The 13,992-nt window shown below is 64.0% G+C and carries 14 protein-coding genes; all 14 read right to left on the minus strand.

Features of this window, described 5'->3' with window-relative positions; genetic code table 11:
• Nucleotides 1-59: 59 nt before the first annotated feature.
• The gene (locus tag NMB41_RS17655) at nt 60-1,424 is read right to left on the minus strand and encodes a M28 family peptidase (protein ID WP_494379105.1); all 1,365 of its coding nucleotides are present in this window, start codon (nt 1,422-1,424) and stop codon (nt 60-62) included.
• Nucleotides 1,425-1,527: 103 nt separating this feature from the next.
• Nucleotides 1,528-1,896 carry a ComEA family DNA-binding protein gene (locus tag NMB41_RS17660; protein ID WP_494379106.1) on the minus strand — a complete coding sequence of 123 codons (369 nt, stop codon included), beginning with the start codon at nt 1,894-1,896 and terminating at the stop codon, nt 1,528-1,530.
• A gap of 96 nt (nt 1,897-1,992) precedes the next feature.
• Entirely contained in the window at nt 1,993-2,970 is a 978-nt protein-coding gene (gene rfaE1, locus NMB41_RS17665; RefSeq protein WP_494379107.1) for a D-glycero-beta-D-manno-heptose-7-phosphate kinase, read from the minus strand.
• A 17-nt stretch (nt 2,971-2,987) separates the two neighbouring features.
• Nucleotides 2,988-4,163, minus strand: coding sequence for a lipopolysaccharide assembly protein LapB (lapB, locus tag NMB41_RS17670; RefSeq protein WP_494379108.1), 1,176 nt, complete (start codon nt 4,161-4,163; stop codon nt 2,988-2,990).
• Nucleotides 4,164-4,199: 36 nt separating this feature from the next.
• Complete coding sequence (locus NMB41_RS17675; RefSeq protein WP_494379109.1) at nt 4,200-4,508, minus strand: LapA family protein; 309 nt, start codon at nt 4,506-4,508, stop codon at nt 4,200-4,202.
• 299 nt (nt 4,509-4,807) lie between these two features.
• Nucleotides 4,808-5,113, minus strand: coding sequence for an integration host factor subunit beta (locus NMB41_RS17680; RefSeq protein ID WP_056344442.1), 306 nt, complete (start codon nt 5,111-5,113; stop codon nt 4,808-4,810).
• 21 nt (nt 5,114-5,134) lie between these two features.
• Nucleotides 5,135-6,817 carry a 30S ribosomal protein S1 gene (gene rpsA, locus NMB41_RS17685; RefSeq protein WP_494379110.1) on the minus strand — a complete coding sequence of 561 codons (1,683 nt, stop codon included), beginning with the start codon at nt 6,815-6,817 and terminating at the stop codon, nt 5,135-5,137.
• A 137-nt stretch (nt 6,818-6,954) separates the two neighbouring features.
• The gene (gene cmk / locus NMB41_RS17690) at nt 6,955-7,617 is read right to left on the minus strand and encodes a (d)CMP kinase (RefSeq protein ID WP_494379111.1); all 663 of its coding nucleotides are present in this window, start codon (nt 7,615-7,617) and stop codon (nt 6,955-6,957) included.
• Between the two features lie 27 nt (nt 7,618-7,644).
• A complete protein-coding gene (gene aroA, locus NMB41_RS17695; protein WP_494379112.1) occupies nt 7,645-8,982 on the minus strand; it encodes a 3-phosphoshikimate 1-carboxyvinyltransferase in 1,338 nt (445 codons plus the stop codon).
• Entirely contained in the window at nt 8,979-9,884 is a 906-nt protein-coding gene (locus NMB41_RS17700; protein ID WP_494382866.1) for a prephenate dehydrogenase, read from the minus strand. The genes aroA and NMB41_RS17700 overlap by 4 nt, the downstream gene beginning before the upstream one ends.
• Complete coding sequence (gene hisC / locus NMB41_RS17705) at nt 9,884-11,005, minus strand: histidinol-phosphate transaminase (RefSeq protein WP_494379113.1); 1,122 nt, start codon at nt 11,003-11,005, stop codon at nt 9,884-9,886. Before hisC ends, NMB41_RS17700 begins: the two co-directional genes overlap by 1 nt.
• A 21-nt stretch (nt 11,006-11,026) precedes the next feature.
• Nucleotides 11,027-12,097: a prephenate dehydratase gene (pheA, locus tag NMB41_RS17710; protein ID WP_494379114.1), complete on the minus strand. Its 1,071-nt coding sequence runs from the start codon at nt 12,095-12,097 to the stop codon at nt 11,027-11,029.
• A 200-nt stretch (nt 12,098-12,297) separates the two neighbouring features.
• Complete coding sequence (serC, locus tag NMB41_RS17715) at nt 12,298-13,386, minus strand: 3-phosphoserine/phosphohydroxythreonine transaminase (RefSeq protein ID WP_494379115.1); 1,089 nt, start codon at nt 13,384-13,386, stop codon at nt 12,298-12,300.
• A gap of 45 nt (nt 13,387-13,431) precedes the next feature.
• Nucleotides 13,432-13,962: a DUF2059 domain-containing protein gene (locus tag NMB41_RS17720; protein ID WP_494379116.1), complete on the minus strand. Its 531-nt coding sequence runs from the start codon at nt 13,960-13,962 to the stop codon at nt 13,432-13,434.
• Nucleotides 13,963-13,992 lie beyond the last annotated feature (30 nt).

Raw genomic sequence — 13,992 nt, forward strand, 5'->3', positions numbered from 1 at the left:
TTGCAGTTCTTTAAGCTGCCATTCTAAACCGGGACGCAAGAGCGCGCATGGCCGGGTGCTTAACGCAGCGGCACGGGATCGGTGGCGACGCTGACGTTGCCGTCCTTGTCGACCGCCTGCACCCCGAAGAAGACGTTGTCCTTCGACAGGCTCACGGTGGCCTCATTCACGTTGCCGACCCACTTGGCGCCCTGCCAGCCGGCCGCCGTCGTCTCGCGCCAGACGATGCGGTAGCCCGCGAGGTCCGGTTCCGGATTGGCCTGCCACACCAGCGTCGTGTCGTTCACGAGCTTGTCGGTGCGCACCTTCACGCCCTGCGGCGCGCCCGGGGCCAGCGCCAGCGAGGCGAGCGTGGCGGCGTTCACCTTCGCCACCCTGGCCGTGTAGCCGGCGTCGACGAATTCCATCAGGTCGCCATACACCTTGCCGCCTTCGGTGCGCAGGTTCTGGTGCTGGTGCGCGAAGTCCTCGTTTGGCTCGGTGAAGCGCAGCGCCGCATAGCCCTGTTCGAGGAAGGGCATGTGGTCGCCCCCGCGCAGGTAGCGGTCGTGACGCTGGATCACGTTGACCTTGAAGCCTTTCACATAGCGCTCGCCCTGCTCCTTGGTGTGGCGCGCGAGCTGGCGCGAGGGCGAATCGTTTTCGCCGCCGGTGGCCACCAGCTGGCGCACGGTCTCGCTCATCTCCTTCGTGGCCGGGATGCCCTGGGCGAACAGGCGCACCTGCTTGTTGTCGACGCGGCCGTCGTCGGCGCGCGCGCTGCCGATGATGTCGTTGGTGAACATGCCGGCCACGTTCAGGTTGTTCGCGCGCGCCTGCCTGGCCCAATGGCCGGCGCCGAGCAGGCCCTGCTCTTCGGCGGCGACCGCCATGAAGACCAGGGTCGCATCGAACTTGTACCTGGCCATCACGCAGGCCATTTCCATGACGGCGGCGGTGCCCGAGGCGTCGTCGTTTGCGCCGGGGGCCTGGCCGGCCGCGTCCATCACGTCGGTGTTGCGCGAATCGTAGTGGCCGCTGACGACGTACAGGCGCTCTTTCGACGCATCCTGCGTGCCGGGCAGCGTGGCGACGACGTTGACGATCTCGGTCGGGCGCGAGATGCGCGCCGAGACCGGGGCGATGTGGCTGTCAAAGGCTACTTGCAGGCCAGTTCCGGCGCCGCAGCGCTCGAGCTCGGCCTTGATCCAGCGGCGCGCGGCGCCGATGCCGGTCGTCTCGGAGCTGGTGTCCGACATCGTGTGGCGCGTCTCGAAGGCGACCAGCTTGCGGATGGTATTGTCGATGCGTTTCGGCGAAATTTCGGCGACGATCTTGCTGATTTGCGGCTGGCGGCGGGAGAGGTCGGGGGCGGCGGGGGCAGCGATGGCGCTGCTGGCGAACAGACCGGCGGCGAGGCCGGCGGCGATGCGTGGGGAAGGCATGAGAATCCTTGAAAATCAATGCTGTCGATTTTCCATCTTCTCATGCCGCCCCGGGTCTTTTCCGTACTTACATGCAAATATACCCGGGGATAAACAGCGACGATTACATCGTTTTCGCTTCGGTCGGCTTGGCCTTGGCATCCTTGGCGGCAACCGGCGCGGCCTTGGCGGTCTTCTCCGGCTTGGCGGCGGCAACCTTGCCTTCCATGGCCTTGCCATTCACCTGCAGACCGGCTTCGGACAGCTTGGCTGCCTTCTTGTCGCCGACGCCCTTGACGCGCTTCTGGAAGTCGGCCCAGTCCTTGAACTCGCCCTTAGCGCGCTCGTCGAGGATAATCTTCGACATGGCCGGACCCACGCCTTTCACGCTATCGAGGGCGGCGGCATCGGCCTTGTTGACATCGACCTGGGCGAATGCGAAACCGGTCGAAGCGACCAGCGCGGCAATGGCAATCATCAGTTTCTTGATCATCGGGTGTCTCCATTCAGGAAGTCGGACAGCGGATGCCGTCCTGTCCGGTTTAACGCGCGGCACCCCAGAATGTTGACACGATTCCTTTAATTTAACTCAAGCCGCAAACAGCTCGTCGCGGGTCACCGTGGCCGTGCCGAGCTTGCCGACGACGATGCCGCCGGCGCGGTTGGCCGTGGCCAGCGCCACGTCGAGCGGCGCGCCTGCGCCCAGCATCGCGGCCATGGTCGCGATCACGGTGTCGCCGGCGCCCGAGACGTCGAACACTTCGCGAGCGTCGGCGTTCACGTGCAGCACCTCATGTTCCGTGTAGAGGCTCATACCCTCTTCCGAGCGCGTCAGCAGCAGCGAGTCCAGCCCCAGTTCGATGCGCAGGGCCTGGGCTTTCTCGGTGAGCTGCTCTTCGCTCTTCCAGCTGCCGACGATGCGCTTCAATTCCGATTTGTTCGGCGTGAGCATGCTGGCGCCCGCATAGGGCGAAAAATCGTCGCCCTTCGGGTCGACCATCACGATCTTGCCGGCCGCGCGGGCGGCGCGGATCATCTCGGCGACGTTGACCAGGCTGCCCTTGTTGTAGTCCGAAAAAATCAGCACGTCGTAGTCCGGCAGCAGCGCCTTGAACTGGGTCAGCTTGTCGCGCAGGACGTTCTCGGTCGGCGCATCCTCGAAGTCGATGCGCACCATCTGCTGCTGGCGCCCGATCACGCGCAGCTTGATGATGGTGGAGATGGCTGCGTCGCGTTTCAGGTAGCTGTGGATGCTGGAGTCGCGCAGCAGGCTCTCGACCTGGGTACCCGCCTCATCCGCACCGACCACGCCCAAGAGGCCGCTGTGGGCGCCCAGGGCGGCCGCGTTGCGCGCCACGTTGGCGGCGCCGCCGAGGCGCTCCTCGCGGCGCTCGATGCGCACCACCGGCACCGGGGCTTCCGGCGAGATGCGCGAGACGTCGCCGAACCAGTAGCGGTCGAGCATGACGTCGCCGACGACGAGCATGCGCACGTTGTCCAGGCGCGGGGCGGCGGTGTGGAGATAGTCTGCGCCGTCGAGCAGGCGGATCGGGGTCGTGTTGGTCATCGGCTTGCGTCGGTCAATTAATTGATTACATTGAGTTCTTCGGTACGGCGCGGCGGGTAGGTCTCCCAGCGGCTGCAGCCGGGGCACTGCCAGTAGTACTGGCGCGCCTTGAAGCCGCAGTGGCTGCACTGGTAGCGCGCCAGCTTGGCCGTGTAGCCGTGGATCAGGTTCTTCACCATCGACAGCTCTTCCCAGATATGGGCCGGCGCGTCCATCAGGCGCGCTTCGAGCAGCTTGTCCAGGCCGAGCAGGGTCGGATTGCGGCGCAGCTCGTCCAGTATCAGCTGTTTGGCAGCGTCGACGCCGTCGAGTTCAATCACGGCCTTGAAAACGACTTCGATCAGGTCGATCGAGGACGCTTCGGCAAGATAGGAGCGCAGCAGGTTGACGCCTTCCTGCGGACGGCCGACGCGGCGGTAGCCGTCCATCAGGCGCCCGGCCACCAGGGCCACGTGCGGCACGCTTTGCTGCTCGACGCGCTTCCAGGTGGCGATCGCGGCCTCGACTTCGCCCTGGGCAAGCAGGACGTCGCCCAGCAGCATGGTCGCGCGCACGCTGTTGCGGTCGGCGTGCAGGGCTTTATCCAGCAAAGCCATCGCGTCGGCCAGGTCGCTCCTGACCAGGGCGTCCTGGGCCAGCTCGCAATAGAACTGGGCGATTTCCTTCTGGCGCGCGCCGGCGCCGGAGGATTGCAGGCCGGCGGCGGCGTCGATGGCGCGGCTCCATTCCTTTTCGCGCTGGTAGATTTCCAGCAGCGCGCGCTGGGCCTGCACGCTGTAGCTGCCGTCGACCAGGCCATTGAAGGTCTCTTCGGCGCGGTCGAGCAGGCCGGCTTTCAAATAATCCATGCCCAGTTCGTACTGGGCCTGGGCGCGCTGGTCGAGCGGCAGGTCCGGGCGCGCCAGCAGGTTCTGGTGGACGCGGATGGCGCGTTCGATTTCGCCGCGCCGGCGGAACAGGTTGCCGAGTGCGAAATGCATGTCGGCCGTTTCCGGGTCGAGCGTGACGATCTCGATGAAGGCGTCGATCGCTTTATCCGGCTGGTCGTTCAGGAGCAGGTTCAGGCCCTTGAAATAGGCCCGCGGCAGGGTGCGCGATTCGGACAGGATCTGTTTGATGTCGACCCGGGCGGCGATCCAGCCGAGGCCAAAGAAGACGGGGACGGCGAGCAGCCACCAGGTTTCAAATTCCATGGGTTCTTATTCTTGGTTGATGAGCGCGACGCGCGCTCAATGGGGCACGACGGCGACGGCGTCCGCCGGCGGCTGGGCGCTGCCGGTACCGGCGGCGCTCTGCAGCGCCTGCACGGTGTTCTTGTGCTGCGAAGCTTCGCGGCGATGACGGAACACGGTCGGCGTCAGGGCCAGGATGCCGAGGGCGGCGCCGGCGATGAAGAAGGCGAGCAGCATCAGCACGAGCGGGCCACGCAGTTCGTAGCCGAGGAAAAAGTTCAGGTCGACTTCCTGCGTGTTCTTCAGCGCGAAGCCGAAAAACAGGACGAACAGGATAAATCCCGCGATGGTGGAGACGAATTTCATCTGGTGGGCCTGGCGGTGGGAAGTGCAAAGGCGCAGTGTCGCATATCTGCAAGTTTATTTCAAAGCTGAGGGAATTTATGGCAGCGTTTAACGGAGGGACGTAGGGTGGGCGGGTCTCCCGCCCACGCGTTCAGATTAGGTATGAAATGCCTGCGCGGCTATTCGTACGTTCGTTGAACGCGTGGGCGGGAGACCCGCCCACGCTACGGGTCCAATTCAAACGTACGGTGAAACGATCGACGAAAAAAAACGGCGCCCAATGGACGCCGTTCTCTGTTGCCTGCACGTGGCAGACGACTTCAGTCTTCGATAATCGGTTGCCCGACCATCGCGTCGACCCGCTCGCGCAACTGCTTGCCCGGTTTGAAGTGGGGTACCCGTTTTTCGGGCACCATCACCTTGTCGCCGGACTTCGGGTTGCGGCCGATGCGGGGCGGACGGCTGTTGAGCGCAAAGCTGCCGAAACCACGGATCTCGATGCGCTGCCCGGTCGCCAGGGCGTTGGTCATCGCGTCGAGGATGGTCTTGACTGCGTACTCCGCATCCTTGGCGACCAGCTGAGAATAACGCTCAGCCAGTCGTGCAATCAGCTCGGACTTTGTCATCTGGTCGCCTCAGGCAGACAATTAGTTCTTATTATCGAACTTGGCCTTGAGCAGCGCGCCCAGGCTGGTGGTGCCCGATGCGGCATTGCTGTCGCTCGAGGTCGACAGCTTGGTCATCGCTTCCTGGGTCTCGACATTGTCTTTCGCCTTGATCGACAGCTGGATGCTGCGAGCCTTGCGATCGATGTTGATGACCAGAGCTTCGACGCTGTCGCCAACCTTCAGGTGGGTGCCTGCATCTTCAACGCGGTCACGCGAGATTTCCGAAGCGCGCAGGTAGCCTTCGACTTCTTCGCTCAGGGCGATGACGGCGCCTTTAGGCTCGACCGACTTGACGGTACCGGTCACCAGCGAGCCCTTGTCGTTCATGGCTGCGAAGTTGTTGAACGGGTCGCCTTCCAGTTGCTTCACGCCCAGCGAAACACGCTCGCGCTCGACGTCGATGGCCAGAACAACAGCTTCCAGCTCGTCGCCCTTCTTGAAGCGACGGACAGCTTCTTCGCCGGCTTCGGTCCACGACAGATCCGACAGGTGCACCAGGCCATCGATGTTGCCTGGCAGGCCGATGAAGACGCCGAAATCGGTGATCGACTTGATCGAACCACGGACTTTGTCGCCCTTCTTGTGGGTCATGCCGAAATCGTCCCATGGGTTCGCTTTGCACTGCTTCATGCCCAGCGAGATACGGCGACGCTCTTCGTCGATTTCCAGGACCATGACTTCGACTTCGTCGCCGAGCTGCACGACTTTGTTCGGGGCCACGTTCTTGTTGGTCCAGTCCATCTCCGACACGTGCACCAGGCCTTCGATGCCCTGCTCGACTTCAACGAACGCGCCGTAGTCGGTGAGGTTCGTGACTTTACCGAACAGGCGGGTGCTCTGTGGGTAACGACGCGACAGGCCGGTCCAAGGATCGTCGCCCAGCTGCTTGACACCCAGCGAGACGCGGTTCTTTTCCTGATCGTACTTGAGGACCTTGGCGGTGATTTCCTGGCCAACCGACAGCACTTCCGACGGGTGACGCACACGACGCCATGCCAGGTCGGTGATGTGCAGCAGGCCGTCGATGCCACCCAGATCCACGAACGCGCCGTAGTCGGTGATGTTCTTGACGACGCCGGTAACCACGGTGCCTTCTTTCAGGGTTTCCATCAGCTTCTGGCGCTCTTCGCCCATCGAAGCTTCGATAACGGCGCGGCGCGACAGAACGACGTTGTTACGCTTGCGGTCGAGCTTGATGACCTTGAATTCCAGGGTCTTGCCTTCGAACGGGGTGGTGTCCTTGACCGGACGGGTGTCGACCAGCGAACCCGGCAGGAATGCGCGGATGCCGTTGGTCAGGACGGTCAGGCCGCCTTTGACTTTACCGTTGACGGTACCGGTGACGATCTCGCCCGATTCCATTGCTTTTTCCAGAGCCAGCCACGATGCCAGGCGCTTGGCCTTGTCGCGCGACAGGATGGTATCGCCGAAACCGTTTTCGAGCGATTCGATGGCCACGGAAACGAAGTCGCCGACAGCGACTTCCAGTTCGCCCTGGTCATTCTTGAATTCTTCGATAGGAATGAATGCTTCAGATTTCAGGCCGGCGTTGACGATCACGAAGTTGTGATCCAGACGCACGACTTCGGCGGAGATGACTTCGCCCGAGCGCATGTCTTGACGCGACAGCGACTCTTCAAACAGGGCGGCAAAGCTTTCCATACCGGAATCTTGGGTAGTTGCAGTAGACATAGGTTATTTACGAGTTAGCCAGCAGGACCGTCGATAGTGCGATCCTGAACTGGGTCAGGTTGATACAACACCCCGGCAAACCACGCACAGGGGCACTTTTACAACACTTACAGGAGCGTATACCAATGGAGCACTTGCTCCACCGCCTCATCGACCGTCATGTCCGACGTATCGAGGATGTACGCGCCTTCCGCGGCGACCAGCGGGGCGACGGTGCGATGTGTATCGCGTTCGTCGCGCGCCTGCAAATCAGCCAGCAGACCTTCCATGTTAGCAGAAATTCCTTTGCCAATCAATTGCTTATATCGCCGCTCAGCCCGCGCTTCGACGCTGGCGGTGAGAAACACTTTCAATCGTGCGTTGGGGAAAATCACGGTCCCCATGTCGCGCCCGTCGGCCACCAGGCCAGGCGCCTTGCGAAAGCCCAGTTGCAGGGCGTAGAGGGCCTGGCGCACGCCCGGGAAGGCCGCGATTTTCGAGGCATTGTTGCCCACGTCCTCGGCCCGGATCAGCTCGCCCACTTCTTCGCCGCCGAGGAAAATATCCCCGTTCGAAAATGTTGCCGGCAGCTCTTGCGCAAGCCGTGCCACCGCCTGCTCATCGTCCAGCCCGACGCCCGCGCGCATGGCGGACAAGGCCGTCAACCGGTAGAGCGCGCCCGAATCGAGCAGGTGGTAGCCGAGCCGGTCGGCGACGCGCGCCGCGACCGTACCCTTGCCGGAGGCGGTCGGGCCATCGATCGTGATGACGGGGATATGGGAGTTGGGCATTGTTTACCTCTTATTTAGAACACGCATTTAAAACAATTCGTTGCGCGCGATACCTGCGAACGCTTCGAAGTAGTCGGGGAAGGTCTTGGCGACGCATTTCGGATCGTTGATGCGCATCGCGTTGCCGCGGCGCGCCTTGCCGTCGAGCGAGGCCAGCGAGAAGCACATCGCCATCCGGTGGTCGTCATAGGTGTCGATCGTGGCCGGCAGCAGTTCCTCGGGCGGCGTGATGCGGATGTAGTCCGCGCCCTCTTCCACCGTCGCGCCCACCTTGCGCAGCTCAATCGCCATCGCCGCCAGGCGGTCGGTTTCCTTTACGCGCCAGCTGGCGATATTGCGCAGCGTGCTCGGACCGTCCGCATACAGCGCGGCCACGGCGATCGTCATCGCGGCGTCGGGAATATGGTTGAAGTCGGCGTCGATGGCCTTCAATACGCCATTCCCGCGCGCCTCGATCCAGTTCTCGCCGCGGGTGATGGTCGCGCCCATGCGCTCGAGGGCGTCGGCAAAACGCACGTCGCCCTGGATGCTGTCGCGCCCCACGCCCTCGACCCGCACCGGCCCGCCGCCGATCGCGCCGGCCGCCAGGAAGTAGGAGGCCGAGGAGGCGTCGCCTTCGACGTGGATGGTGCCCGGACTGGTGTAGCGCTGGCCAGGCTGCACGGTGAACGAGGCCCAGCCGTTCTGCTCGACCGTGACGCCGAAGCGGCGCATCAGGTTCAGGGTGATCTCGATATAGGGCTTGGAAATGAGTTCGCCGACGACGTCGATCGTCACCGCATGGCCGCGCGCCATCAGGGGCGCCGCCATCAGCAAGGCGGTCAGGAACTGGCTCGACACGTTGCCGCGCACCGACATGCGATTTGCATGGATGTGGCCACGGCGAATGCGCAGCGGCGGGAAGCCCTCTTCTCCCGTGTATTCGATTTGCGCGCCGATTTCGTTCAGGGCCTCGACCAGGTCGCCGATCGGGCGCTCGTGCATGCGCGAGACGCCATGCAGGGTGTAGTCGCCGCCGATCACGGCCAGGGCAGCCGTCAGCGGACGGATCGCGGTGCCCGCATTGCCCATGAAGAGGTCGGCCTCGCCGACAGGCAGCACGCCGCCCTGGCCATGCACGACCACCGTGCGCTCGTCGACTTCATCCCACCCGATGCCGAGCGAACGCAGCGCGCCCAGCATCACCATGGTGTCGTCGGACGCCAGCAGGTCGTGGATCGTGGTCGTGCCTTCGCACAGGGCGGCAAGCAGCAGCGTGCGGTTCGAGATGCTTTTCGAGCCCGGCAGGCGCACCGTGCCCTCGACGTGCATCACGGGCTCGAGGTCGATGTGCTGCGGGTAGTGTTTTGGTATTTGCTGCGTCATTCGGGTTCCTGGATCTGGGGCGGAGATGGCTCTGCGGTTTCGATGGCATCCGTCCACGAGCGGCGCGCGCGCTGCGCATTCGTATAGATGGCTTCGATGCCGGCGCCATCCTGGTCGGCGAGATGCCCGCGCAATACTGTCAATTGTGCCAGATATGCATCAAGCTCGGTGAGGAGCGCATCGCGGTTCGCCAGGCTGATGTCGCGCCACATTTCGGGCGAGGAGCCGGCAATCCGGGTGAAGTCGCGAAAGCCGCTGGCGGCATACTGGAACAGCTGGTCCGCATGCGGCTTGTTGGCGATGTCGTCGACCAGCGCAAAGGCGAGCAGGTGCGGCAGGTGGCTCACCGCCGCGAACACGCGGTCGTGCTCTTCCGGCGTGAGGGTATGGATGACCGCGCCGCACAGGCGCCAGGCGGCGGCGACCAGGCCGACGTCGCCGGCCGCGTTTTCAGGCAGCGGCGTGATGACGGCCTTCTTGCCCTGGTAGAGCTCAGGCAGCGCCGCATCGGGACCATTCGATTCGCGCCCGGCGATCGGGTGCGCCGGCACGAACTGCCTTACCTTCGCGCCGAGTGCGGCCCGCGCGGCGGCCACGACATCGGACTTGGTGCTGCCCGCGTCGGTGATCACGGTACCCGGCTCCAGCCAGGGCAGGAGCGAGGCGAGGATGGTCCCGGTCTGGGCCACGGGCGCGGCCAGCAGCACCAGGTCGGCGCCGGCCATCGCTTCTTCGGCCGAGTCGGTGATGCTGTCGACGATGCCCAGCTCCAGGGCCCGTGCAAGCGCTTCTTGCGAGCGCCCCATGCCGACCACCTGGCGCGCGGCGCCCGCCTTTTTCAGCGCCAGCGCGAACGAGCCTCCGATCAGCCCGACGCCGATGACGACGACTTTGCCGAGTATCACGGCAATGCGCTCGCGCTTGACAGCGCTCGCTTCAGCGCCTCGATGAAGGTCGCGTTCTCTTGCGGCAGGCCGATCGAGATGCGCAGCCATTGCGGCAAGCCATAGGCGCCGACCGGACGCACGATCACGCCTTGCTTCAAGAGCGCCGTGTTCACGCGCGCACCGGCGCCATCGTCGCCGCCAACCCGCACCAGCACGAAGTTGCCGAAGGACGGCACGTATTCCAGGCCGAGCTCGTCGAACGCCGCCGTCATCTGCTTGTAGCCTTCGGCATTGTTCTGCGCGCCCTTGGCCAGAAACGCTTTGTCGTTCAGCGCCGCCACTGCCGCCGCCTGGGCCAGCGAATTGACGTTGAAGGGCTGGCGGATGCGGTTCATCAGGTCGGTCACCGCCGGCTGGGCGATGGCAAAGCCCACGCGCAGGCCAGCCAGGCCGTAGGCCTTCGAGAAGGTGCGCGAGACGATCAGGTTCGGGTACTTGCGCACCCACTGGCTCGACTCGAACTGGTGCTCGGGCGCCAGGTATTCGTTATAGGCTTCGTCGAGCACGACGACCACGTTCGACGGCACCTGCTGCAGGAAGGCTTCGATCTCGGCCGCGCCGATGAAGGTGCCGGTCGGGTTGTTCGGGTTGGCGACATACAGCAGGCGCGTGTCCGACTCGATGGCGGCGGCCATTGCTTTTAAATCGTGGCCATACTTGACGGCCGGGACGACGATCGCGCGGGCGCCCACGCCTTGCGTGGCCAGTGCGTAGACCGCGAACGAGTACTGCGAGAACACGACCGACTCGCCCTTTTGCACGAAGGCGTGGGCGGCGATTTCCAGGATGTCGTTGCTGCCGTTGCCGAGCGTGATCCAGTCGGCGGGCACGTCGTAGCGCTCGCTGAGCGCCGCCTTCAGGTCGAAACCGTTGGCGTCCGGGTAGCGGCCAAGGTCTGCGGCGGCTATCGCCATCGCGGCCTTGCTCGACTCGGGCACGCCGAAGGGGTTTTCGTTGGAGGCGAGCTTGACGATGCTGGCTTCGTCGAGACCGAATTCGCGGGCGACTTCTGCGATGGGTTTGCCGGCCTGGTAAGGGGCGATGGCGCGAACGTATTCTGGACCGAATGTCGACATGGGGGCACTCTCAAATAAGAATTAAAGGCCGACCGGGTAGGAACCCAGCAGCTTGAAAAAGGCGGCGTTGTTGTGCAGTTCTTCCAGGGCCCGCTTCACGGGCGCATCCTGGCGGTGGCCTTCGACATCGACATAGAAGTAGTACTCCCAGGTGCCGATGCGCGCCGGGCGCGATTCGAAACGCGTCATCGACACGCCGTGCGTGGCCAGCGGTGCCAGCAGTTTATACACGGCGCCGGCGGTGTTCGGCACGGCCAGCACCAGCGAGGTGCGGTCGCGCCCCGAGGGATTGGTTTCCAGGCTGCCGATCACGACAAAACGCGTGCGGTTGTGCGGGTCGTCCTGGATGTGGGCCTGCACCACGCCGAGCTGGTACTGCTCGCCCGCCATCTCGCTGGCAATCGCCGCGATGGTGGGGTCTTTGCTTGCCATCACGGCCGCCTCCGCGTTCGAGGCGACCGCGCGGCGCTCGACGTCCGGATGGTGCAAATTCAGCCAGACCTGGCACTGGGCCAGCGCCTGGGAATGGGCGCAGACCACGGTCACGCCCTCCATGCTGCCGGTTTTGGTCATCAGGCTGTGGTGCACGGGGATCGAGACTTCGCCGCTGATCACGGTGGTGGTTGCCAGCAGCAGGTCGAGCGTGCGGTTGATCGCGCCTTCGGACGAGTTCTCGACCGGGACCACGCCGAAGTCGGCGGTACCCGCTTCGGTGGCGCGGAAGACTTCGTCGATCGAGGCGCACGGCAGGCCGGCCACGGCGCTGCCGAACTGCTGGTACACGGCCTGCTCGCTGAAGGTGCCGGCCGGGCCGAGGTAGGCGACGGTGACGCGTTTTTCCAGGGCGCGGCAGGCGGACATCACTTCGCGGAAAATGGTTTGCACGTCCTGGTTCTTCAGCGGGCCCGGGTTGCGCTCGGCCACGCCGCGCAGCACCTGCGCTTCGCGCTCGGGACGGAAGACCGGGGCGTCGGTTTCGGCTTTCACGTGGCCGACTTCCTGGGCGATGCGGCCGCGCTGGCTCAGCAGCGCGAGGATTTGCGCGTCGATGGCATCGATTTGTTCGCGCAGGGGGGTGAGTTTGTCTGTCATGGTTGTTGATTCGTTGTTCGTAGGGTGGGCACTTGTGCCCACGCGGTCTCACCGGATGATCTGTTGCGGCTCATCCGATAACGAGGCATTCGCCTGATGATTGGTGTGGTTGCAAACGCCGTCCCGCGTGGGCACAAGTGCCCACCCTACGAATCGCGGTTCATTGACACGACGATCCATTCGGGACGCACCAAACCGGTTTATCTACCCGCAAACTCGTTCAAATAATCGACCAGGGCCTGCACCCCTTCGATCGGCATCGCATTGTAGATCGACGCCCGCATACCCCCGACGGACTTGTGGCCCTTCAGCTGCAGCAGCCCGCGCGCCTTCGCGCCGGCCAGGAATTGCTCATTCAGTGATTCGTCGCGCAAATAGAACGGGATATTCATGCGTGAGCGACATGAAACGTCCACGCGGTTGCTGTAGAAGTCGTCAACATCGAGGGCGGCGTACAGCAGGCGCGCCTTCTCGATATTACGCGCTTCCATCGCCGCCACGCCACCCTGGGCTTTCAGGTGCGCGAACACGAGCCCGGCGATGTAAATGCTGTAGGTCGGCGGCGTATTGAACATCGATTCGTGCTCGGCCACGTTCTTCCAGTGGAAGGCCGACGGGCAGATCGGCAGCGCGTGCTCGAGCAGGTCTTCGCGCACGATCACCAGCGTCAGGCCGGCCGGGCCAATGTTCTTCTGGGCGCCGGCGAAGATGACGCCGTACTGCGCCACGTCGACCGGGCGCGAGAGGATGTGCGAGGACATGTCGGCCACGACCGGCACGCCTTCGGGCGCCTGCGGCACGAAGTTGTACTCGACGCCGTCGATGGTTTCGTTGGTGCAGACGTGCAGGTAAGCCGCGCCCTCGGTGAGCTTCCAGGCGTCCTGCGGCGGCACGTAGGTAAAACCTTCGGCCTGGCTCGAGGCGGCCACGTTCACTTGCGCATAGCGCGCCGCTTCCTTGATCGACTTGCCGGACCAGGAACCGGTATGAACGAAGTCGATGGTGGCCGGCTCGCGTACGCGTCCCAGCAGGTTCAGCGGAATGACGGCGTTCTGGCCGAGTCCCCCGCCCTGCATGAACAGGATCTTGTAGTTGGCGGGCACGGCCAGCAGCTCGCGCAGGTCGGCCTCGGCCTGTTTGTAGATCGAGATGAATTCCGGGCCGCGATGGCTCATCTCCATCACCGACATGCCGCTGCCGTGCCAGTCGAGCATTTCGCTGGCCGCTTGCGCCAGCACTTCCTTGGGAAGGACGGCCGGGCCGGCCGAGAAGTTGAAGATCTGGGTCACTGGCTTGCCTGCTCCTGTCTGCTTGATGATTACTCGGTTACTCGGTTACTTGGGACGCTTGCCCTGGACGATGGCCATCATGCGCTCCTTCACCAAATCCTGGGTCAGCTGGTTCGCTTCCTGCATCACCTGTGGAATGGCGGCCTGCATTTTCGCCGCCACCGGGCTCTTGTAAAAGACCAGCAGCTCGTTCACTTCGGCCTGCGTGAACTGGCGCGCATACAGCGGCACGGTGCGCTCGAAGATCTCCTCGGCCAGCTTCGGATCGGCCAGCATGCGCTGCCCTTCCTGCGCCACGCGCTGGCCGTCGTTGGTGACGATGGCCAGCTCGGCCTTCCTCTGGTCGTCGGTGATCTTGGTGTTGGCGTTGACGCGATCGGTCAGCGACCGCGCGATTGCCTGCGGCATGACCTGGGCCATCTGCTGCAGGCGCCCCGCCAGCTGCTCGCGGTATTTCATGTGGACCAGCAGTTCCCGGACGCTCTGGAGCTGGGCGGTATCGGCCTTCGCCGGTGCCTGGGCCAGGGCGGGCGCCGACAGGACCAGTGCGGCGCACAGTGCAAGAAGACGTTTCATCGACAACTCCAGATTGGGCAGATCAAAAAA

The sequence above is a fragment of the Massilia sp. FBCC-B171 genome (assembly GCF_059134155.1).

What these genes read in the sequence shown, in the direction of transcription:
- NMB41_RS17675 (WP_494379109.1), bottom strand. Translation starts at nt 4,508, where the DNA reads ATGAAATTCGTCTCCACCATCGCGGGATTTATCCTGTTCGTCCTGTTT.
- rfaE1 (WP_494379107.1), bottom strand. Translation starts at nt 2,970, where the DNA reads ATGACCAACACGACCCCGATCCGCCTGCTCGACGGCGCAGACTATCTC.
- hisC (WP_494379113.1), bottom strand. Translation starts at nt 11,005, where the DNA reads ATGTCGACATTCGGTCCAGAATACGTTCGCGCCATCGCCCCTTACCAG.
- cmk (WP_494379111.1), bottom strand. Translation starts at nt 7,617, where the DNA reads ATGCCCAACTCCCATATCCCCGTCATCACGATCGATGGCCCGACCGCC.
- pheA (WP_494379114.1), bottom strand. Translation starts at nt 12,097, where the DNA reads ATGACAGACAAACTCACCCCCCTGCGCGAACAAATCGATGCCATCGAC.
- aroA (WP_494379112.1), bottom strand. Translation starts at nt 8,982, where the DNA reads ATGACGCAGCAAATACCAAAACACTACCCGCAGCACATCGACCTCGAG.
- NMB41_RS17720 (WP_494379116.1), bottom strand. Translation starts at nt 13,962, where the DNA reads ATGAAACGTCTTCTTGCACTGTGCGCCGCACTGGTCCTGTCGGCGCCC.
- lapB (WP_494379108.1), bottom strand. Translation starts at nt 4,163, where the DNA reads ATGGAATTTGAAACCTGGTGGCTGCTCGCCGTCCCCGTCTTCTTTGGC.
- NMB41_RS17680 (WP_056344442.1), bottom strand. Translation starts at nt 5,113, where the DNA reads ATGACAAAGTCCGAGCTGATTGCACGACTGGCTGAGCGTTATTCTCAG.
- rpsA (WP_494379110.1), bottom strand. Translation starts at nt 6,817, where the DNA reads ATGGAAAGCTTTGCCGCCCTGTTTGAAGAGTCGCTGTCGCGTCAAGAC.
- NMB41_RS17655 (WP_494379105.1), bottom strand. Translation starts at nt 1,424, where the DNA reads ATGCCTTCCCCACGCATCGCCGCCGGCCTCGCCGCCGGTCTGTTCGCC.
- NMB41_RS17660 (WP_494379106.1), bottom strand. Translation starts at nt 1,896, where the DNA reads ATGATCAAGAAACTGATGATTGCCATTGCCGCGCTGGTCGCTTCGACC.